This is a genomic window from Actinopolymorpha cephalotaxi (genome assembly GCF_013408535.1).
GTDB classification, from domain to species: Bacteria; Actinomycetota; Actinomycetes; order Propionibacteriales; family Actinopolymorphaceae; genus Actinopolymorpha; species Actinopolymorpha cephalotaxi.
In genome coordinates this window covers 3,261,661-3,282,452 of sequence record NZ_JACBZA010000001.1, presented here as the reverse complement: position 1 = coordinate 3,282,452, position 20,792 = coordinate 3,261,661, and the positions used below count along the sequence as shown (strand labels likewise).

At 67.0% G+C, this 20,792-nt stretch carries 10 protein-coding genes and 2 pseudogenes; 9 read left to right on the top strand and 3 right to left on the bottom strand.

Going from position 1 to position 20,792, the window contains the following annotated elements:
- The first annotated feature begins 273 nt into the window (after positions 1-273).
- The 3 genes from FHR37_RS14420 (at position 274) to FHR37_RS14410 (ending at position 4,127) form a co-directional block, all read left to right on the top strand.
- Positions 274-2,061 carry a CehA/McbA family metallohydrolase domain-containing protein gene (locus FHR37_RS14420; protein ID WP_092883498.1) on the top strand — a complete coding sequence of 596 codons (1,788 nt, stop codon included), beginning with the start codon at positions 274-276 and terminating at the stop codon, positions 2,059-2,061.
- A gap of 73 nt (positions 2,062-2,134) precedes the next feature.
- A complete protein-coding gene (locus FHR37_RS14415; RefSeq protein WP_175542514.1) occupies positions 2,135-3,034 on the top strand; it encodes an endonuclease/exonuclease/phosphatase family protein in 900 nt (299 codons plus the stop codon).
- A 61-nt stretch (positions 3,035-3,095) separates the two neighbouring features.
- Complete coding sequence (locus tag FHR37_RS14410; RefSeq protein ID WP_092883496.1) at positions 3,096-4,127, top strand: alkaline phosphatase family protein; 1,032 nt, start codon at positions 3,096-3,098, stop codon at positions 4,125-4,127.
- Between the two features lie 320 nt (positions 4,128-4,447).
- Here FHR37_RS14410 and FHR37_RS14405 read toward each other — a convergent pair whose 3' ends face one another.
- On the bottom strand, positions 4,448-5,734 hold the full coding sequence (locus tag FHR37_RS14405; protein ID WP_092883495.1) for an alkaline phosphatase family protein: 1,287 nt from the start codon (positions 5,732-5,734) through the stop codon (positions 4,448-4,450).
- Positions 5,731-6,825 carry an alkaline phosphatase family protein gene (locus FHR37_RS14400; RefSeq protein WP_092883532.1) on the bottom strand — a complete coding sequence of 365 codons (1,095 nt, stop codon included), beginning with the start codon at positions 6,823-6,825 and terminating at the stop codon, positions 5,731-5,733. The genes FHR37_RS14405 and FHR37_RS14400 overlap by 4 nt, the downstream gene beginning before the upstream one ends.
- Before the next feature lie 679 nt (positions 6,826-7,504).
- Here FHR37_RS14400 and FHR37_RS14395 point away from each other — a divergent pair.
- Positions 7,505-7,780: pseudogene (locus FHR37_RS14395) on the top strand (transposase); the annotation flags it as partial.
- A gap of 146 nt (positions 7,781-7,926) precedes the next feature.
- Here the strand turns inward: FHR37_RS14395 and FHR37_RS14390 are convergent.
- Positions 7,927-10,677 carry a bifunctional YncE family protein/alkaline phosphatase family protein gene (locus FHR37_RS14390; protein WP_092883494.1) on the bottom strand — a complete coding sequence of 917 codons (2,751 nt, stop codon included), beginning with the start codon at positions 10,675-10,677 and terminating at the stop codon, positions 7,927-7,929.
- Positions 10,678-11,303: 626 nt separating this feature from the next.
- Between FHR37_RS14390 and FHR37_RS14385 the strand changes: the two genes are divergently transcribed.
- The 5 genes and pseudogenes from FHR37_RS14385 to FHR37_RS14365 all read left to right on the top strand — a co-directional run bounded on the left by FHR37_RS14385 (position 11,304) and on the right by FHR37_RS14365 (position 20,411).
- Positions 11,304-12,341 (top strand): metallophosphoesterase, encoded by a 1,038-nt coding sequence (locus FHR37_RS14385; protein ID WP_237768780.1) that lies wholly within the window; start codon positions 11,304-11,306, stop codon positions 12,339-12,341.
- 29 nt (positions 12,342-12,370) lie between these two features.
- Positions 12,371-15,397 (top strand): glucosidase family protein, encoded by a 3,027-nt coding sequence (locus FHR37_RS14380; RefSeq protein WP_179771005.1) that lies wholly within the window; start codon positions 12,371-12,373, stop codon positions 15,395-15,397.
- Between the two features lie 588 nt (positions 15,398-15,985).
- Positions 15,986-17,210: pseudogene (gene istA, locus FHR37_RS14375) on the top strand (IS21 family transposase).
- The gene (istB, locus tag FHR37_RS14370) at positions 17,207-18,019 is read left to right on the top strand and encodes an IS21-like element helper ATPase IstB (protein ID WP_202818085.1); all 813 of its coding nucleotides are present in this window, start codon (positions 17,207-17,209) and stop codon (positions 18,017-18,019) included. The pseudogene istA and the gene istB overlap by 4 nt, the downstream one beginning before the upstream one ends.
- Before the next feature lie 955 nt (positions 18,020-18,974).
- Positions 18,975-20,411: a glycosyltransferase family 39 protein gene (locus FHR37_RS14365; protein WP_175542513.1), complete on the top strand. Its 1,437-nt coding sequence runs from the start codon at positions 18,975-18,977 to the stop codon at positions 20,409-20,411.
- Positions 20,412-20,792 lie beyond the last annotated feature (381 nt).

Sequence of the window (20,792 nt, the reverse complement as noted above, 5' to 3'; positions counted from 1 at the left end):
GGTCCGGTCGCGCCTCAATGCGCCGCAGTGACAGCCGCGAGCTGAGTCGGACAGCAAAGGCGGCGCTGAGCTCGGTGGCCAGATGACGGCCGTCGGTTTGCCGGGTGAACGTTGCCCCGCCGGTCGGGTAATTCATGTGCTGGTGTGTTCCCCTCCCCGGCATCCGGTCCCTACCGTTTCCGCGAATGCGCGATCAATCCGGTTCGCGCGGACGGTGAAGAGGGGGACCCGCTCATGGCCGCAATGGACGTCTCGCGTCGAGGATTGCTGGGGATGGGGCTCGGACTGGGCGTCACTGCGGCCGTGGGCTCCGCGACAACCCCGGCGGCGTTCGCCGACGATGCGGCGACAGGCGCAGTGAGCGGCCGTCCGGTGAGCATGGTGCTGCACACGCACTCGTGTTTCAGTGAGGGGGGCAGCTGGGCGGCCGGTGGTGGTGGCGCGAGCATGATGGCCCAGCTCGAACAGGCCGTACGCAACGACATCGATGTGGTCTGGTGGACCGACCACGACTGGCGGATGGAGGCGTACGGCTATTACGACGGGATCGCGTTCGACGGCACCGACGAGGACGGCGGCCTGCAGTGGTTCGTGCAGAACGACGGCGCCGTCGCCGATGCTCAGCACGCCTTCGTCGCGGATCCGCACAGCCCGAACGAGCCCGGCAAGGCGTTGCGCGTCACCGCTTCTGGTCCGGAAGCCGGGTGGGGCGAGTCCCTCCTCTGGGCGAAGGCGGGCAACAGCTTCTACTCGACCAACGTGTCCGACACCACCTTGACGGTCGACGTGCTGGGCGAGCGGATCGGGCCGGACGCCGAACTCGTCGTTCAGCTGGAGACGTCCTACCGTCCCGCGATGGCCGGCCGGCCCGCGGGGGTCTATGTGCTGGAGTATCGGCTCGCGGCCATGGCCGGCCGCCGCCTGGCCGACCCGTTGACCGGTGTCGTGGCGGTGGCGTCCGACGGCGGCTGGCAGCGGCTGACCATGCGACCGGTCGACGACATCAGGGCGTTCTGGCCCGACCTGGTGGCCGAGGACTCCGGGCTCGCCAGGCTGCGGTTCGGCGTGCGGGCCCGGAATGGCGCGACCGCCACCGGCGTGTTCGACCACCTGCGCATCGACCGGACCCGCGACCCGCTCCGCTGGCACGTGCGCACCCAGCGCGACCTGATGCGGCAACTGCGCAGCAGGTATCCGGGCGTGACTCAGCTTCTGTCCGCGGAGGTGTCGATGGTGCGTCACATGAACGTGTTCATGGAGGACTTCGAGCTCTACCCGTACCCGCCGAGGGGCAAGGCGCCCGTCCTCGACAACTCGGTCGAGGCGGCCGAGGCGATGGTGCGCTGGTACCACGAGCGTGGAGCCCTCGTGCAGTACAACCATCCGCCCATCAACCCCGGCGAGCTCGTCGCGAGCCGCGCCCTGGGAGCCGACCTGATCGAGATCGCCAACGCGGACGGCGATTTCACGCTGATCCACGACCGGATCGACCAGTACGACGTCGCAGCCCGGAATGCGATCTTCCTGACCGCGACCAGCCAGGTCGACGACCACGCCGGCCGGAACTGGCAGGGGAAGTCCCACCTCTACACCACAGCTGTATGGGCGGAGTCGCGTGACGCCCGGGACCTCATCGCCGCGCTGGCCGCCGGGCAGGCGTGGTGGTACCACCAGCGACTGTGGCCGACCGGGCGACTCGACCTGACCGTCAGCGGCCGGCGAGCGATGGGCCGGGTGGTACGCACCACGGCGTCCAGCGTCCCGGTCGACGTCAGGGCAGAGAACCTGCCGCAAGATGGCACGGTTCAGGTTGTGGTCGGTGAGTGCGACCGCTCCGGACAGACGATCCCATCGGTCACCAGACACGCGTACCCGGCGTCGGCATTCGCATCCGGGCCGGTGACCTTCCGTCTGGGACGGAACAACGGTCGCTACCTGCGCGTCGAGGTCCGCGACGCCGCAGGCATCCTGCTGGGCTTCGGTAATCCGGTCTGGCTGCTCTCACCACGCGACGACGTGGAGGTGCCGCGCGCCCGGCGACTCTCCTACGCGGGCCGCTGACCCTGAGGCTGACCCACACCGGCGGCGTCTGATCGCCGGGCACCACGCCCATGACCAGAACTGTGGAGCCGACATGAACAATCCCCTCGTATCCCGACGCAGCGTCCTCGTCGGCGCCGGACTGGCTGCCGTGGCAGGAATCGGTGTCGCACCGGACGCCATGGCGGCGACGTTCACGACCCCGGCGGACCCGAACGTCGCCTCGGCCGCAAGCACCGTCCGTCTGCGTGCGGCGACGTACAACATTCATGCCGGGCTCGGCCAGGACAACGTGTTCGACCTCGACCTCGACCGCACCGCCGCCGCGATCCGGGCGCTCGACGCCGACCTGATCGGCCTGCAGGAGGTCGACGTCCACTGGGGCACCCGCAGCGGCTTCGTCGACGAGGCGCACGCTCTGGCCGAACGGCTGGACATGCACGTGTTCTTCGCACCGATCTACGACCTCGACCCGGCAACCCCTGGCGCGGAGCGCCGGCAGTACGGGGTGGCCGTGCTCAGTCGCTATCCGATCCTGGCCGCGGAGAACCACGACCTCACCCGGTTGTCGACCCAGGACCCCAACCCGGTGCCGGCACCCGCACCGGGCTTCCCGGAGGTCACCGTCAACGTTCGGGGAGTACGTGTGCACTTCTACACGACACACCTGGACTACCGCTCCGATCCTTCCGTCCGGGCTGCCCAGGTCAAGGACATGCTGGCCATCCTGGCGGCGGACAGTGGCCCGAAGATCCTGGTCGGCGACTTCAACGCAGAGCCCGGTGCGGTCGAGCTCGCACCGCTGTGGGATCACCTCACCGACGCGGCGCCGGGCGGTGACGACACCTATCCGGCTGACGTACCGGACAAGCGAATCGACCTGATCACCGTTTCGCCCGAGGTGGCCGTACGTCGGGTGCGGACGGTAGCGACACTCGCATCCGACCACCGTCCGGTGGTCGCCGACCTCGCCATCCTCCGACCCACCCGCTGACGCGGCCGAAACCTGTCGACCCGCGAGCGTACGAATCCTCCTCGCCCAAAGGACTCTTGTGATGATCTCCAGAAAGCTGGCCGCTGGCCTGTTCACCGGACTCGCCGGCGTACTCACCATGACGTTCGGCAACGGCCAACTACCGCTCGCCGGCACAGCTAACAGCTCGGACGACCCGCACCACATGGACCACGTGTTCGTGATCATGATGGAGAACCACGGCCGCGAACAGATCCTCGACCCGAACAACGCGGGCACGCCGCATCTGCGCGCGCTGGCGAAGGAGTACGGCACGGCAATGAACTACTACGGCGTGACCCAGCCGAGCCAGCCGAACTACATCGCCGTCACGTCCGGATCGACCTGGGGCAGCGCAGCGAACAACAACGACCAGCGGGTCGCGCTGGACCACACGAACATCGTGGACCAGTTCGAGGAGCACAACGTCTCCTGGAAGGCCTACATGGAGTCGGCGCCCTACCCCGGCTACATGGGCGGACGCTACATGGACCCCAACGGCTCCGGCGCCTACGCGCCCGGCCACAACCCGTTCGTCCTCTACCCGAGCATCATCGACAACCCTGAGCGGCTGAACAAGGTCGTCCCGCTGACCCAGCTGTCGACCGACATCGCCGACCACAAGGTTCCGGAGTTCGTCTGGATCACCCCGAACCTGTGCCACGACATGCACATGGGACCCGGGTGCGACACCCTCGACGAGACCCAGCTCGAGCGCCTCGGCGACAACTTCGTCGACGAGTGGGTCAAGAAAATCATGAACAGCAACGCCTGGACCGGCAATTCGACCATCTTCATCACCTACGACGAGGGACCCGGTGGGGAGTACTGCTGTGACTCGCTGCCGGTGACCGCCGGCGACCTCAGCAAGTCTCCGGAGGTGCACGGCGGCGGCAACGTGCCGATGATCGTGATCTCCCGGCACGGCTCTCGCGGCTACACCAACAACGAGAAGTACAACCACTATTCGCTGCTGCGGACCATCGAGGAGAACTGGGACCTCGGCTACCTGGGCTTCGCGAGTGATTCCCGCCAGGTCCACTCCCTCACACCGTTCCTGCGCGCTGGCAGCTAATCCGAACCCGTCACGGCCACATCACCAACCCGCCGGCCTCCGCCGCACTGTCCACGTAAGTCAGTCGTGGACGTGCGGAGGGGGCTTCGCGGCGTCCTGTGCCGTCCTTGCGTCAGGCGTCGTCAGGTCTGGCAGTACTGGGGCAGGAGCCGGGTACGTGGCCTCGACAGACGTACCGAACTACGTCTTCGAAGGAGGGCTCACGGCGGGGATGCTCGTGCCGTACAGCCGGAACCCATGTCCGGGCGAAGACGAGTACCAAGCTGACGACCTCATGAGCGCGGGCGAGCAGCTCGTGACCACGGTGCCCGTTCCTACGGTCAACCTCCGGTGCGCCAGCCCAGTGTGCGAGCGAGGCCGGCGAGGCGCTTCCAGTCCTCGTAGTCGGCGTACGGTCCAGGCGTGCAGGCCATCCCGGTGATGGTGGGCACCTTCCATCGGGGTGCGGTGAGGTCCGGCGGCCGGGTGAAGTCGAGAGCTTCGGCCAGGTTGTTGGCCGCGGCGTCGCGCTCGGTCAGCGGGGGGAGGCTCCAACGCCACTCGATCATCTTTAAGACCGACGTGTGGTCGTAGTCGGCGTGGACCACGTGGCTTCGGGGTGAGCGCGGTGAGACGAGCAGGCAGGGCGTACGGAAGCCCCGCAGGCCCGTGCCCAGGTCGGGGCGGGCGTCCGGCACCACCCCGGGGGGGACGTGGTCGAAGAATCCGCCCCACTCGTCGTAGTTGATGACCAGTGCGGTACGCGACCAGGCCGGGCCGCCGGTGACCGCCTCGTAGACCTGGTTGAGGAAGGACTGCCCGGCGCGGATATCCGCGTGCGGGTGGTCGTCCGCAGAGGTGCCGGTACCTTCGTCCAGGAACTTCGGGTCGAGGAAGGACACGGCTGGGAGGTCGCCGGTTGCCGCGTCGGCCAGGAACCGCGGCCACGGGCGGGCGATCGGAAGGTACTTGCTGCCGTACAGCGCCAGGAACGGCACGTCGACGTAGTAGTACGCCCGCGGCACGCCGGCGTCGGCGAGCCGGTCCCAGATCGTGGGCATGGTTGCGAGGTCGGTGGAGTTGTGGATGCGGTCGGTCTGCGCGCTGTGCTGGTAGAAGCGGTTCGGGTACGTCTCGGCCATGGTGGCCGAGAAGTACCGGTCGAAGGTCGTCCAGTACCTCGCGGCGCTGCCGTAGAAGCTCAGGTCGTCCTGTGTGTAGTAGCCGATCGCAAACTCGTCGTTGTCGCCAGAGCGGAGCCAGCCGTCGCAGCGTCCACCGTTGAGCTGCACCCGGCCACCCTCGTAGGAGTGGTCCGGGTCGGGGTGCGTGCAGCCCTGGTAGTCGCCCAGGTGGTGGGTCCGGTGCCTGGTCCCCTGCCGGTCCAGGTAGGTGAGCCCGGCCTGTTTCCCGTCCGCCCCCGGAAGCCAGCCAAGATAGTGGTCGAAGGACCGGTTCTCCATCATCAACACGACGATGTGGTCGATGCCCGACGTCGACGGATCGGGCAGGCTCGTCGCAGCGGCGGCGGTGTGAGCCCTCGACGCACCCAGCGCCCCGGCCCCGGCAACAACAGCCGTGGCTCCGGCCAGCACGTCCCTGCGGCTCACGCCGCGCCCGGGCGTCATCGGGCCGCCCCGAACACGTCGAGGCCGAAGCCGCGGGCCTGCTGCGCGTACCCCAGCGGTGACAGCCCGAACGTATCCTCCACGGTCCGCAGCAGGGAGTAGTGGTTGTACGCAGTGTTGTTCCACGAGCCGGGCGTCACGAACGGCGACAGGACAAGCGCGCCGGTCCGGCCACCGCCCATGCCGTAGATGCCGGGTAGCGGTGTGTTCGGTCCGGGCCCTTCACCACAGCACGCGGCCGCGCCGTTTGGGGAGCCGGTGTCGGCTTCGTCGAATGTCACAACCAGCATCCCGTCCTGGGAGTACGCGGGCGAGGCCAAGATCCTCGGTACCCACACCTTCAACCACTCGTCAGCGGCCGCCAGGCCGCCGGGACGTCCGTCGGCACAGGGACTGTCGTGAGCGTCGTTGCAAAGGTTGGGAGTGATGTACGAAAGGTTTGGCGTGGTCGCGACCGACCGCAGGTCAGTTGTCAGCTCTTTCAGGTCCACGTCGTTCTTCGCGCAGGACGGCGAATCGATGACCGAGTGAAAGTACACGAAGGGGTTGTGTCGGGCGGCGTACTGGTCGCCGGGGCGGGCCTTCTGCGTGTCGTCCGGTTCGTTCGGCTGCGGATGGCGGCAGGGCGTACTCATGTCCTCCATGTAGCCACGCCAAGTTAGCCGCTTCGCCTCGAGTTGGTCGGCCACCGTCCTTACCGACCGCGGATACACGCAGCCATCACCCACGGCCTGCTGCGGTTCGGCCGTCCCGGCGGCGGCGAAGCCGGAGTAGATCTGGCAGTCGCCCTGTGTCTGCTTGCTCGGGCCCTGGCCGCTGATCTGTGCGACGTAGTTCGGCAGGCTGTTGTGCGCCGTGCCGTAGTACTGCGACAGGAGTTGCCCCTTCGCGCGGAGGTCACCGCTCAGGTACGGCGCCGGCGACGACGGCCCGAACGTCTCCTCGTAGCCCTTGTTCTCCAGGTTGATGACGAACACGTGGCGCACGGCCGGGCGCGGCGCGCTCTCGGCGTCGTCGGCGGGAAGAGCGAGCACACCACCGAGCGCGACGGCCACCAAGGCGAGACAGCGGAGCAGAGTACTTCGGGACACGAGTCCGATCACCTCCTGGCTGGGCAACGCTGTCGACGCTGTCGGCTTGACGTGAACGTGAGGTGGCCGTCGGCTGCAGACCAGGCGAACTCGGTTGACTTAGCAGATGGCGCGGCTCCGCGTCCTCCCCGACGCCGGCCAGGATGTCGGTTGTCCGCTCCGGGCCAACCACGAACCGTAACCTCCGCCATCTTCCGGCGTTCTATCCGACAGTGTCGGGCACGCCGCGTCTCCCACCGGCCTCCCATGCCGCCGGGCATAGCCGGCGGGCTCGGCACATCCACGACGGGACCAGCCGAAGCGGTACGGTGCCGAGGAGACCGGTACCTGTGGCCGCCGAGACGAGTGATCGCGAAGATCGTCTGAGCGGTACCTGCTCGAGGCTGGTCGTTGTCGGCGTACCCCGTGCTGGCGATTCTCGGGGCGGGTGTGCTCACCGCGTCGAGGCTTCCGATGATCCGCCGGAGGGAGTAGGCCGCGGACATGTCGCGGCCGAGGAGGTCCAACCGCCCTTGCCCAGCGTTGTTCTCGCAGGATGCGCTGCCAGCCACCTCGGCGTACCCACCGTCGTTGCACTCGCTGCCGGCCCCGAACCGTTGCCCACATGGGGACTGTGGATCTAACGGTGTTTCCGGCTCCGACACGCTGAGCCGTGGGGCTTGGCGGGGAAGGCGCCGTGATGACGGTGACACTGCAGGGCGTGACTGCGAAGAAGAAGCCGGAGGAGACCGCTGAGGCGGAGGCCGCGAGGGAGTTGGTGCGTCGGGCTCGGGAACAGGGCCTGTCGTTGACCGGGCCGGACGGGCTGTTGAAGCAGCTGACCAAGACGGTCCTGGAGACAGCCCTGAACGAGGAGATGACCGAGCATCTGGGTCATGAAAAGCACGGGCAGCCCACCGGCGAGTCGGGCAACATCCGTAACGGGACCCGCTCCAAGACGGTGTTGACCGAGTCCAGCTGACCGGTTCCCGGCCGCCGAGACCTACTAACCAACAACGCCGGAAACACCGTTAGCGAGATAGACCCCCGATCGGTGGATTCGGGCTTAGGTAGACGGCCCGCCGGGATTCCCGGCGGGCCGTCGTGTGGGTTGAGTGGGGATTAGTTGTCGGTGTCCGTCGGGGGGATGTAGGCGCCCGGCACCTGGTCCGGTGCGTAGATCTTTGTCTCACCGGGGTAGGGCTTGATCCACCCGTGCGTCTGGTACCACGTGAAGTGGTTCATCTGCTCGGGGTTGGCGGAGTCGGCCTTGGCGAGGGTTCCGGTGAAGTGCTGTTTGGCCTTCCAGGTCGCCCACTTGGACGCGACGTCCTTCTTGCCTGCCGGAACCGTGGTGGACGGTTGGGACTTGGCGTACTGCGACGCGACGACGTCCTCACCGCAGGATGGCGGGGTTTTCAGGCCCAGGGTCAGCGAGGTGTGGTTGGGCACGGTGTTGAACGGCGTGTTGTCGGGCTTGTCGTTGAACGCCGACGCCATCGGTGTGGCCGCGCTGTCCTTCTGGTTCATCGGGTGGATCCCGAGGATCTGCTCGATCGTGCGGATCATCGTGATCTGGGTGTAGTAGTGGTTGTCAACGGTGCCGTGCTGGGCCCAAGGGCTGATGACCTGGACCGGGGCGCGGTGGCCGTCGATGTGGTCGAGGCCGTCCTGGGTGTCGTCCTCGACGACGAAGATCGCCGTGTCCTTCCAGTACTTGCTGTGCGAGATGGTGTCGACGATCCGCCCGAGCGCGAGGTCGTTGTCGGCGACTTGAGCGGCGGGGTTGAGGGGACCGCCGGTGTGGTCGTTGATGAGCGCCATGATGTTGAGCTCGGCAGGCCCGTTCTTCTGGAAGTCCTTCTTCCACATCTCGTACCGGTAGATGTCCGGGATGGAAAGGTCCCATCCTGGGAAGTCGTGGGCTGTGACGTCGTTGAGCGACGGGATCGCCGCGGAAGAGTAGGTGGGAAGGGTGGTGTCCTGCCCGGTCTTCTCCATGTTCCTCGCGTCGCAGTAAAAGTCCTGCCACGTCGAGCCGGCCGGCTTGGTCAGGTACTGCTGGAACTCGTTGAAGTCTCGCACGGTCTTGCCTGCCGCCTGTGCAGCGGTCCAGAGGAAGCCGGTCCGCTGGTGGCCGAGCGCGTCGTCGGAGGTGGTGTAGCTGCGCTGGTACTCACCGGCCGAGGATTCGCTGTACTCCGGGTTGTCGGCCTGCATGATCCAGTTGTGGCCCTCGGCGGAGTTGGTGGCGACGTCGTAGGCGTTGTCGTACAGCCCGAACTGCTTGGCGAGGGCGTGCTGGTTCGGCGTCACGTTCTCGCCGTACTGGGTCAGCGACGAGTCGCCGTTGCCCTGTGAGATGTCGCCGAAGAACTGGTCGTAGGAGTGGTTCTCCTTGACGATCAGGAAGACGTGCTTGATGGTCGACGGGTCGCCCAGGCGTACCGGAACCGGCACCGGTGCGACGCCGCCCTTGCCGGCGCTCAGCGCGAGCGAGTTGGCGATCCAGCCGTTCTGCTTGAAGACCTTGGCCGTGTAGCCGTGAATCGCGTTGTCGTTCGGCAGGGTGAACCGCTGCAGGCTGGACGTCGTGTCGTGGGTGGCATGCCCGGCGGGGTTGTTGGGGCGGCGGGCGTCGATCCCGCGGGTATTGGAGACCAGTACGTCGTCGCCGGCGGTGGTGATCTCCGACGGGAAGTAGTCGGTCGGGAGCAGACCGACGTAGCTGACCGGCTCCAGTGGCTTGGTGTAGCGGTAGACCGCGACCGCGTTGGCGCGACCCAGGGTCACCAGCAGGTGGCCGTCGTCGGTGAGGGTCACGGCGTCCGGCTCGTAACCCACCTTGGCCTCGGGCCAGGGCTGGGTCGCGATCGTCTGAACGACCTTGCCGCTGGAGGTGTCGATGACCGAGACGGTGTCGCTGTTGGTGTTCGTGACGAACAACGCACCGTTCTTGGCGTACAGGGCGGTGGGGTGCAGACCGACGTCGATGCTCGTGGCGTCGGCGGCCGGGTTCGCCAGGTCGATGACGCTGACCGTCCCGGTCGTGGTCGCAGCGGTCTTCGGGTCGGTCGGCACCTGGGTGTTGTAGGAGTTGAGCGTGGTCTCGCCGGCCTCGGCCGGCCGGCCGCCCTCGTTGCTGACGTAGAGCTTGTTCCCGACCATGGCGAGGTCGCGCGGGGCGATGCCCACCGCCCAGCTGTGCTGGATGGTGCCGGAGGCGGCGTCGATGGCCACAACTCGGTTCTGGCCGTTGACGGCGGAGTAGACGGTCTTGCCGTCGGCGGAGAAGGCCGCCTCGCCCACCAGCGCGCGCTTGGGCCCGTCCGCCGGGATCGAGACGAACGTCGGGTCAGCGAGCGAGCCGTCGGCGTTCACGGTGAACCTGCGGTAACCGTTGATCTGGCCCAGCCACAGCTGCTTGCCGTCGGGGGAGTACGTCGGGCCCTCCTGGCCCACGTCGTTTCCGCTGATGCGCAGGTCTGCCTTCGCGTTGTTGCCGACGAGCTGCTGAACCTTGTAGTCCTTCAGGTCCACGATGGCCAGGGCCATCCCGCCGTCGGTGACCGAAGCCGCGAGGTGGGTACCGTCCGGGCTGACCGAAGACGACATGATCTTGCCGTTGTTGATGACGAGCCGGCTGCCGATCGGGTTGAGGTACTGGTCGCTGGAGACCACCAGGCCCTTGTCGGTGGTCTGACCTACCTGATCGGTTCCAAAGAAGTCGGTCGATGCTTGGGCGATGCCTCCGCCGGCGATCGCGAGGGTGGCGGCGCCGGCCGCGATGATGCGGGTCCGGCGGCTGGCTCGTACACCGAGAAGCCCTGAAGGACCTCCGGTCACGCGCCGGCGCTGGCGCCTGACGTGCATGAATCATCCCTTCGGAATGGAGAGCAGATCGGCGGGGAGATGTCGGGGGCCCGCAACCTGGCAGAGTCATTGACTGAAAACTTCGCGAGCAGGCGTGGCTAGGCCCCGCAGATGTCCATCCATGCCGGTCCCCTTTGCCGGCCATGAGGTTGGCAGCAGCAGAGGAATCTAGAGATCTTGGATTGCCGTGGTGGGGCCGGCAATGGAACGTTTAGAGAACGCTCTCGGCCATGGTCCGCAGTGCGACCTGCCACTCCACGTCACGGTCGGCACGACCTTGACCCCTCTGTGCAGGAGAGCACACCGGCTACATCTGGCCGACCACGCCACCGATGCCGCAGGGTCAACCAGGAGCCAGGCCGAACCGCAGCGTTCCAGACCGCAGTCACTTACAAGGGCGGTACCGGGGGTGGTGACCCGGGCGAACGAGCAGTCGGCGTCAGGCGCTAAATCTTCTGGACCAGCATGCCGGTTTCGGCCCGCCTATTTGGCCGGCTGTCCACGACGGCGCCTCCGCCGAGTTCGGCACTCTGCGGACGGCACCCCGTGGACGCGCGCCGTTCCGGTTCACCAGCTTCGGGGACCAGGGGACCCCCACGTTGGGGAAGCTGTCCGGAAGTACGTATGTGAACGACAATCTCGGTTCGCCGTTCGGTGGTGACGTCACGACGGCTGTGGAGCGCGCCGCACCTTTGTTCAACCTGGTCAATGGTGACCTGTGTTACGCGAACCTGGCCACCGACCGGATCCGTACCTGGTCGGACTGGTTCAACAACAACACCCGGTCGGCCCGTTACCGGCCGTGGATGCCGGCGGCCGGGAACCACGAGAACGAGTTGGGCAACGGCCCGGTTGGGTACGGCGCCTACCAGACGTACTTCAGCGTTCCCGAGTCTGGCGCGGATCCGGAGCTGCGTGGCCTGTGGTACGCCTTCACTGCCGGGTCGGTGCGGGTGATCAGTCTGAACAACGACGACGTGGCCTACCAGGACGGCGGTAACTCCTACATCCGCGGCTATTCCGGTGGCGCGCAGGAACGATGGCTGGAGCGTGAGCTCGCCCGGTCTCGTGCCAACCCGGACATCGACTGGATCGTGGTCTGCATGCACCAGGTTGTGGTGTCCACCGTCGACAAGTTCAACGGGGCGGATCTGGGGATCAGGGAGCGCTGGGTGCCGCTGTTCGACCGGTACGGCGTCGACCTGGTGGTGTGTGGGCACGAACACCACTACGAGCGGTCGCACCCGGTCCGCGGCCAGCAGCCCAATGACACCCGCACACCGGTTCCGGTCGACACCCGTACCGACGTGGTCGACGCCGGCGCGGGCACTGTGCACATGGTGATCGGCGGCGGTGGTACGTCCGTACCGTCCAACCGGCTGTTCTTCTCACCGGCCAGGTGCCGGGTGATCACCGGGGTCGGTCCGGCGGACTCGAGCACGGGGAAGAAGCCCCCGATCTACGTCGTGGAGGACGCGCCGTGGTCCGCCGTACGCGACCCTGACCACGCGTACGGGTTCGCCGCGTTCGACGTGGACCCCGGCCGTCCCGGCGGTCACACCACCATCAAGGTCACCTACAACGCGGTGACCGGGCCCTACGGGACCACCACGCCGGTCGACAGCTTCACCCTTACCCGTCCTCGGAAGGATCGTCGGCCGTGACAGGAAGTGCATCACAGGGGAGAGCCAACGTGAACGGACAACCGTTGCGTCAGGGCGGTATGAGTCGCCGAGGGGTCCTCGGCTTGGCCGGAGGGTCGATCGCCGCGACGGCGCTGATGGCCCTGGGCTGGGATGCCGCGCCTGCGAATGCGGCGACGTCGGCAGGCGACGGAGTGTCGGAGTCGGGCCAGCCGGTTCGCGCGGGGGCGCTGGCCGACGCCGGCCCGAGTCAGCCGAGGTGGATCAGTCGGTCGCAGAGCCGGATCGTCGTCAACCCGTACGACGTGCTGTCCTCTGCGTCACCGGTGGAACAGAGCAACCGTCAGGACGTGCCGTTGAACGCGGCGTACTACGCGCACGACACGGCGACGCGCCTGGACGACCTGCTGATGCTCAACGTGCGGCCGGGCGGTGCTGCGCCGGAGTACTCCGAAGCAGAGGTTGGGTTCGTCGACGGATGTGAGACGACGGGGGAGTGGTCGGGCACTGGCGTGACGCTGTCCAGCTCACGTGGACAACTTGCGATCACCGCGACGGAGGCGGATGCTTACGCGAGCCGGCTGGTGTCGGTCGACCTCGACACGTACCCGCTGTTACGCATCAGCGTGCCGAAGCTCGTCGGGCAGTGGGCACTGCGGGCCACCGACGCGTCCGGAACAGTCGTGGTGCTGCGTCCGGCCGGATCGGATCCAGGAGTGCACTTCTACGACGTGCCGAAGCTGACCGGCTGGTCGGGCAAGGTCAGCTTGCGGATCGACATCCTGCTCACCGGGTCGGACGCTTCGATGTCGGTGGACGAGCTACGCATCCAGTCGCGGTCGACGGTTCTGAGTGCGTTCGAGGACGACTTCAGCGCGGGGCTCGACCCGGGATGGGCGCCAAGCTCAGCCGTGCGAGCCGCTGTCGAAGACGGAAGCCTGAACCTGACCGTCCCGAACACGACCGGTACCTGGTACGGATTCGTGAACCGCACGTTCGCCGTCGACCTCGACCGGTTCCCGATCCTCAAGGTCAAGGTCGACAGCGTCGGGAAGTACTGGGCGATCAAAGTCAACAACGGCGGCACCGACATCATCGTTCAGAACAACACCACGCAGTTGGGGGTCTTCACCTTCGACCTGCCGAAGATTACCGGACTGAGGGGCGTGCAGTCGCTGTCGATCCGGCTGTTCGTCAACGGCTACCAGACCACGGCGAGCTTCGACTCGGTGATACTGCAGGAACGCACCGTGCCATGGCTGCTGGGAGCGGCACAGCTCGACACCACGTGGTACCCACACCAGTTGCCGTTCAAAGCCGGCTATCCGGGCGGCGGTCAGGTCGTCGGCACTGACACCTTCTCAGGCGTGGACGGGTTGTCGCGCAGCTTCGTGGTCTCGGGGCTGCCTGCGTCCGAGACACTTCAGATCTCGGGCCAGTACTTCGGCACGCCGTCGTACGACACCAGGTCGCGCACACTGACCTTCACACAGCCCGACTTCAGCTACACGGTGGCGCTGCCGGCCCAGACTTCGACGCCGGTGTTCTACGCGGACCGTGACACCTGGTCGTGCGGCGGGCCCACCCTGACTGGGAAGCCGTCAACGGTGAACGGCTACTGGTCCGTAGGACTTACGTCGCGGAGCGGTCCCTCGCAGAACGTCCGGATCGGGTGCGGTTTCGCGGTGAGCGCAGAAGCAGCAGGTACCAGCCGAGCGCGGGCAACCACCGCTCGAGCGGCGGATCCCACCGAACTCGTCGCATCGAACGAGCGGGCGTTCGACCGCCTGCTCGCCGCAGCACCGCGGCCGGTCGACTTCACGATCCGGTCTGTCGATGCGGACGGTGTTGGCGCGGCGCAGGTGCGTGCGATGTACTACCGAGCGTGGGCCTTCCTGGCCAGCTCGGTGCTTCCACCACAGCCCGAGATCACCCAGCCACATCCGATCCTGGCCACGGGGAAAGCGGCGCTGTACCTGCATGGCGCACCCGGTGCCCGGGCGGCTGCTTCGTGGGACTCCAACATCGGGACGCAGTTCCTCGCCTACGTCGATCCGGACGCGGCCTGGGGTTCGCTGGAAGGAATCCTCAGCCTCGTCGAAGCTGACGGTTTGCTGCCTGGTGAGTTCCTACCGGCCCGCGAGGCGCAGACGGCATGGGTGCTCTCCTGCCTGACCGGTGACGACCAGCGGCTCCGTGCGATCTACCCGGCCCTGAAGCGGCTGCTGGTCTACAAGCAGGACCACCCGAAGTACAGCGGCAACAAGAACCCGAACGACAAGGACCTCCCGTTCGTGGCCCACGCATTGATCGACACCGACTTCGCGGTCGAGATCGCCACACGGCTGGGGCTCGACGACGACGTCTCCTTCTGGAAGACCCGCTACGACGCCCTGAACGCGAAGATGATGTCGTGGTTCTGGTCTTCGCCGACCGCACAGCCACCCCAGGTCGTCGACCCGGTCGCGGGCACCAGCTATCCCGGGAACGTCATGTCCGTTACGGACGCCCTGCACGTCCGTACGGTCGACGACACCCACGCGAGTGGCCTGGTCGCGGAGTTCGAAGGCCTCTATGACCGGGCAAAGCCGCTTGCCGGCTTCGGGCTGGGCACCAACGACGTTCGATACGGGATCACCAGTCACACGATCTACGGACTGCTCGACCACCATGAGCCGGAACGGGCGACGGTCCTGTCGAACGCGATCTTACGCGACGCGACGCGTACCGACATGTTCGCCGAGCGCTACCAGTGGGAGGACAGCGGCGTCTTCCCGGCCGGTCAGCGACCGAGCCTGTTCGGCGTGGCCGACGTCATCGACGCCGTCTGGATGAACAACGGCTACCGGATGGACGCCGGACGACCCGGATTCGTGATGCTTCCACAGAGCAATGGGGGCGTGGACAACCTGCGTTTCCAGGGCCGACGACTGGACGTCCGAGTCAGCAGCGACACCGGCGAGGTGCGCCTGGACGGATCGCTGGTCAGGGACGACATGCGTTGCCGTACGTTCCATCTTTCGGTCGGCCAGACCGTGCTGCTACCCGACTCTTGCCTGACCTTGCCGCCCGACTGAAGGTTCTCGAGTTAAGGCCCCTTGCCGGGGCGCTGCCCCGGCAAGGGGGGACCTTTCGCCCAGCTCGCCTGCGCGCTGGCGCGTTGGTCCTACACACGGGCAGGTCAGAGCGGGTGCGCCCGGGAGGACTCGAACCCTCCGACAACCCGGACTAGAAGAATCACACGCAGCGTCTAGGACGCCCTCACCAGCAGCTTTACCACCAAGATCACCCTCAGGAGCCTCTCGGCGAGCATTGGCAGATGGCCTTTCGCGCCCGATCCCGCACCCCGAGCCTGTCGCCGGAAGGTGGAGTCAACAGAGGTCCCGGTCGTCGTCCAGGCGCTTGGTCCGCAGTGGCGGATCGGGCCACAGGCCGTAGAGCGACTCACGCCGGCGATCCGCGAGGAACCTGCGCCCGAGCCATTCACACCGCTCACTCGTGAGACGCGACCCTCCCAGGCCGGCCTTGGATACGGTCGCGGCGATGATTGCTGCTGTCCGCACTGGCAAGCGCGAGTACGAGGTGTTCGAGACCGCTGTCGCCGACTTCTGAAGACTGACCCCGTGGGGTTCTCCGAAAGTTGACCCCCTCCTGAGTCTTGGAGGGTGTTGAACGTGGAGGACTGGGCGGAGATTCGCCGGTTGCATCGGGGCGAGGGTGTGCCGATCAAGGAGATCGCTCGGCGGTTGGGGGTGGCTCGGAACACGGTGCGGTCGGCGTTGGCTTCGGACCGGCCGCCGAAGTATGAGCGGGCCCCGCGGGGGTCGGTGGCTGATGCGTACGAGCCGCAGATCCGGGCTTTGTTGGCGGAGTGGCCGCGGATGCCGGCGCCGGTGGTCGCGTCCCGGATCGGGTGGCCGTATTCGTTGTCGCCGTTGAAGAAGCGGCTGGCGGTGATCCGGCCGGAGTATGTGGGGATCGACCCGGTGGAGCGGGTCACCTACGAGCCGGGGCAGCTGACCCAGTGCGATCTGTGGTTTCCCGAGCCGAGGATCCCGGTCGCGGCCGGGCAGGAGCGGGTGTTGCCGGTGCTGGTGATGACGTTGGCGTTCTCCCGGTTCCTGACCGCGACGATGATCCCGTCCCGTCAGGCCGGGGACATTCTGGCCGGGATGTGGGCGCTGATCGCCGGGCTCGGCCGGGTGACCCGGGCGTTGTTGTGGGATCGGGAGTCCGCGATCGGCGGGACCGGGCGGGTCACCGTGCCGGCGGCGGCGTTCGCGGGCACGTTGGCCACCCAGATCAGGCTGGCCCCGCCGCGGGACCCGGAGTTCAAGGGGATGGTCGAGCGGAACAACCAGTATCTGGAGACCTCGTTCCTGCCCGGGCGCAGGTTCACCTCACCGGCCGACTTCAACACCCAGCTGGGCGAGTGGTTGGTCCAGGCCAACGCCCGCACGGTCCGCTCGATCGCCGGCCGCCCGGTCGACCTACTCGAAACCGACTACCGGTCGATGCTGGCGTTACCGCCTCTCGACCCGCCGACCGGGCTGAACCTGCGGGTGCGGCTGGGCCGGGACTACTACGTGCGCGTGGACACCTGCGACTACTCCGTCGACCCCCGCGTGATCGGCAGGTTCGTCGACGTCACCGCGTCCCCGCAGCAGGTGACGGTGGCCTGTGAGGGGCAGGTGGTGGCATGCCACACCCGGTCGTGGGCCAAGCAGGCTGTGGTCACCGATCCCGCCCACGCCGCGACCGCAGCGCAGATGCGCGGCGACCCGCCACCACACCGACGGTCACACCGTCATGCTGCGGGGGCTGCCGGACTACGACGCCCTGTTCGGCGTCGATTTCACCAACCCAGCAACGAAAGTGAGCACCACGTGACCACCACTGCGACTCTGCGCCTGTCTGCCGCACCGGCGGACGGGTTGCCGTCGATGATCGCCTACCTGACCCGGGTCCTGAAGACCCCGACGATCGGCGCGTTCTGGGAAGAACTCGCCGACCAGGCCCGCGACGAGAACTGGTCACACGAGGAGTACCTGGCCGCCCTACTGCAGCGTCAGGTCGCCGACCGGGAGTCCAAGGGCTCCATCATGCGGATCCGCACCGCCCACTTCCCGGCCGTGAAGACCCTGGAGGACTTCAACCTCGACCACCTGCCCTCGCTGCGCAGGGACCTGCTCGCCCACCTGGCCACCGGCACCTTCGTCGCCAAGGCCGAGAACGTGATCCTGCTCGGGCCACCCGGACTCGGCAAGACCCACCTGGCGATCGGGCTCGGTGTCAAGGCCGCCCATGCCGGCTACTCCGTCTTGTTCGACACCGCCAGCAACTGGATCACCCGGCTCGCCGCTGCCCACCACGCCGGGCGGCTCGAGGCCGAGCTGAAGAAGATCCGCCGCTACAAGCTGATCATCATCGACGAAGTTGGCTACATCCCCTTCGACCAGGACGCGGCGAACCTGTTCTTCCAGCTCATCGCCTCACGCTACGAACAAGGCTCGGTCCTGGTCACCTCGAACCTGCCGTTCGGACGGTGGGGTGAGACGTTCTCCGACGACGTAGTGGCCGCAGCCATGATCGACCGGCTCGTCCACCACGCCGAAGTCCTCACCCTCACCGGCGACTCCTACCGCACCCGCCAACGCCGCGATCTCCTCGCCAAAGAGAACCGCACCAACCGCCGCTGAACCAACCACCAGGGGGTCAACTTTCCCGAACCCACACGGGGTCAGACTTCGCGAAGCGTTGACAGCTGGTTACAGCGGCTGGCGTGAACTCAGAGGATCGATCGGCCTGGAGCGACGTGCCATTGGCGCCTAATCCGGAGCCTCCTTCGCACGTCTCTTCGGCCCCGGAGATAGCGTTTCCGCAGGTCAGATGGTGCGCCCGGGAATTCGAACCTCCGACAACCCGGATTAGAAGAATCACACGCAGCGTCTACAGCGCTCTCACCTGCAGCTTTGCCACCACGATCACCCTCAGGAGCATCCTGGCGAGCACGGGTGTACGTCGTTTCGCACCCCGTGCCGCACCCCGGCGACGTTGCGAACCCGGGCGAGCCCCTCTGCGATGCAGGTCGTTCCGTTGAAGAGAACGCCTCCCGCCTCGAGCGGCGTCGTCGACGCTTCAGCCGGTCCCGCCGGCCGGGAACCGAGACCGACTCCTTGTGATTCGTCCCGGCGCCGTTTCTTGGCCATTCAAGCGGATCGTTCTGGATTGTCGTAGGTCGGCCGCGGGGGGCTGTCGATGCCAGCCACGAGGCGCGCAACGTGCACTTGTTCGATGATTCGCGTGCTGGCGGTGCGGGTATCGGCGGAGGCAGCAATCGTCTCCAGACGTTCTCGCCGAGTTAGAGGCCGTTCTTCTTGCCCCTAAGGGAGTTTGGGGTTTTGACCGTTTCTTAGGTTTGGTGATATGACGTCTCCTGCGCCCAAGTCTGTCCCTCACTCCGTTCCGACTCCAACGAGTACGACAGGCGCTGGGCGGGCAGAACAGAGCGACGTCGGGCGGGTGGGCGGGCGATTCAGCGCCGTCCGGCCGGGGACACTCACGGTCGTCGTCGGGCTGCTGCTGGCGGTGGGCGTCGGCATAGCGGAGGTGTTGTACCGGCTACCTGTGGTGCGGTACGACCAGGTCAACTACATGAACGCCGCCAGGGCTTTCCCGGACCAGGCTCGGTACGCGCCAATGCACCAGCTCCTGCGTTACGGTCTGATCGTTCCTATGCGGATGGCGCAGGAGCTCTTCGGCTACTCCGAGGCCGCGTACCTGGCTGTGCCTATGGTGGCCGGCATCGGGCTGGCTGTTGGTGTGTACGGGCTCAGTGTGCTGCTCTTCAACCGCTGGGTAGGTCTTGCAGCGGGAGCCCTCACGGTAGGCAACTCGCTTGTGTTTCAGGACCTGACGACACCACTGCCCGACCTGCTGGCAACAGCAATCCTGTGCTGGGCGCTGGTCATCGTCGTGGCCGTGCGGCAGCGTCGGCGGCTGGTCACGTGCTCGCCGACCCGGGAGACTGGGGCACTGCTGGGGATCGGACTGCTGCTCGGCTGGAGCTACCTCACCAGGGAGTTCATTGTCCCGACCTTTGGGCTGGTGCCGCTGGTGCTCCTCGGGCGGGTGCCGGTGCGTCGGATGCTGTGGATCGCGCTCCCGCTCGCGGGCGTCGCCATCGGCGAGGCGGTTTTCAACTTCGCACACGTGGGTGACCCGCTCGCCCGGCTGCATGCGTCGGAGGTGCACGGCCACGCCGGGCCGAAAGCCACCGCCGCCTGGCAGCTTGCCAACCTCGGGCACCCGCCCTTGTGGTATCTCGGACGTCTGCCGGTGGCCCTCGCTTCCACCCCCGAGGGCTTGGCCCTCATCCTGTGCGTCGTCGGAACACTGCTCGGCGCGCTGTACTCCCGGAAGATCGCGTTCTTGCTCGCCTGGACGCTACTGTTCTACGTCCCGCTGGTCCTGCTTGGCGGCATTCTGGACCCGTGGCACCCGAAACTGCGGATCAACGTGGGGAGATACTGGACCGCCATCATCCCCGCGCTCGTTCTCGGTGGCGTGGCCTGCGCCTGGCTACTCATCCACAACCGCGCCAAGGTCGCCCCCTACCTGCGCCACCGCACCCGGCTGGCCGGCATTGTGGCGGGCCTGGCCCTCCTCGCGGTCGTCGCCGTCCCCGTCGGCATCGCCCAGAACGCCCGGGCCACCGGCGAGACCGACCCGTTCGGCAGGTACGCCGCCAACGGAGCCACCGAACTCGAGCAGTTCCGAACCTGGCTGACCCGCAAGTCCTCCACCGTGCGGGTGCTCCGAGCCGACCCGAGCACGATCCGCGTCCTCAACGTCTACCTCAATCCATTGTTCGGCCGGCCGTCATGGAACGGCCGAATTGCCGTCATGCACAAGATCGCCGACGCCAGGCGCGGTCAGTACGTCGTGATCTACAGCGCGAGGAGCGAAACCTGCCAAAGCTGCATGAACGACGCCCAACACATCTACGGCAAGCCGGTCAAAATACCGTCCACGTGGCGGCAGGTGGTCGCCATCCACGACCGCCGCATCGAGGTTTACCAGGTCGGCTGAATCCGTGTCGTCGACAGCACAGCCGCGTCGACCCAACGGCCCTACTGATGTCGTCGACGTAGCAGAGCTGGGGTGCGCGGCCGGTGAGTTGTTGCTGGGCGACCGGGGTCCTGCAGGGCGGCGTTCGGGCCGCCGACGAGGGAGCCGGTCGGCGGCGGGTGCAGGTTGGGGTCGAGTTGGTGCGCGAAGATGCGGGAGCCTGCAGGACGCCTGTGGAACATTGAGAACAACACGACGAGCTGGCACACCGAACCGGACAAGGCGGTCACGCGTGCACTCGACCGGAGCTCGGTGATGGCGGGACTGCTCGTGCAGCAGTCCCTTTGTCGGTTCAGGGGTCGGTGCCAGGGTTCGGTCGGGCGGTGGCAGCAGTTCCCTCAT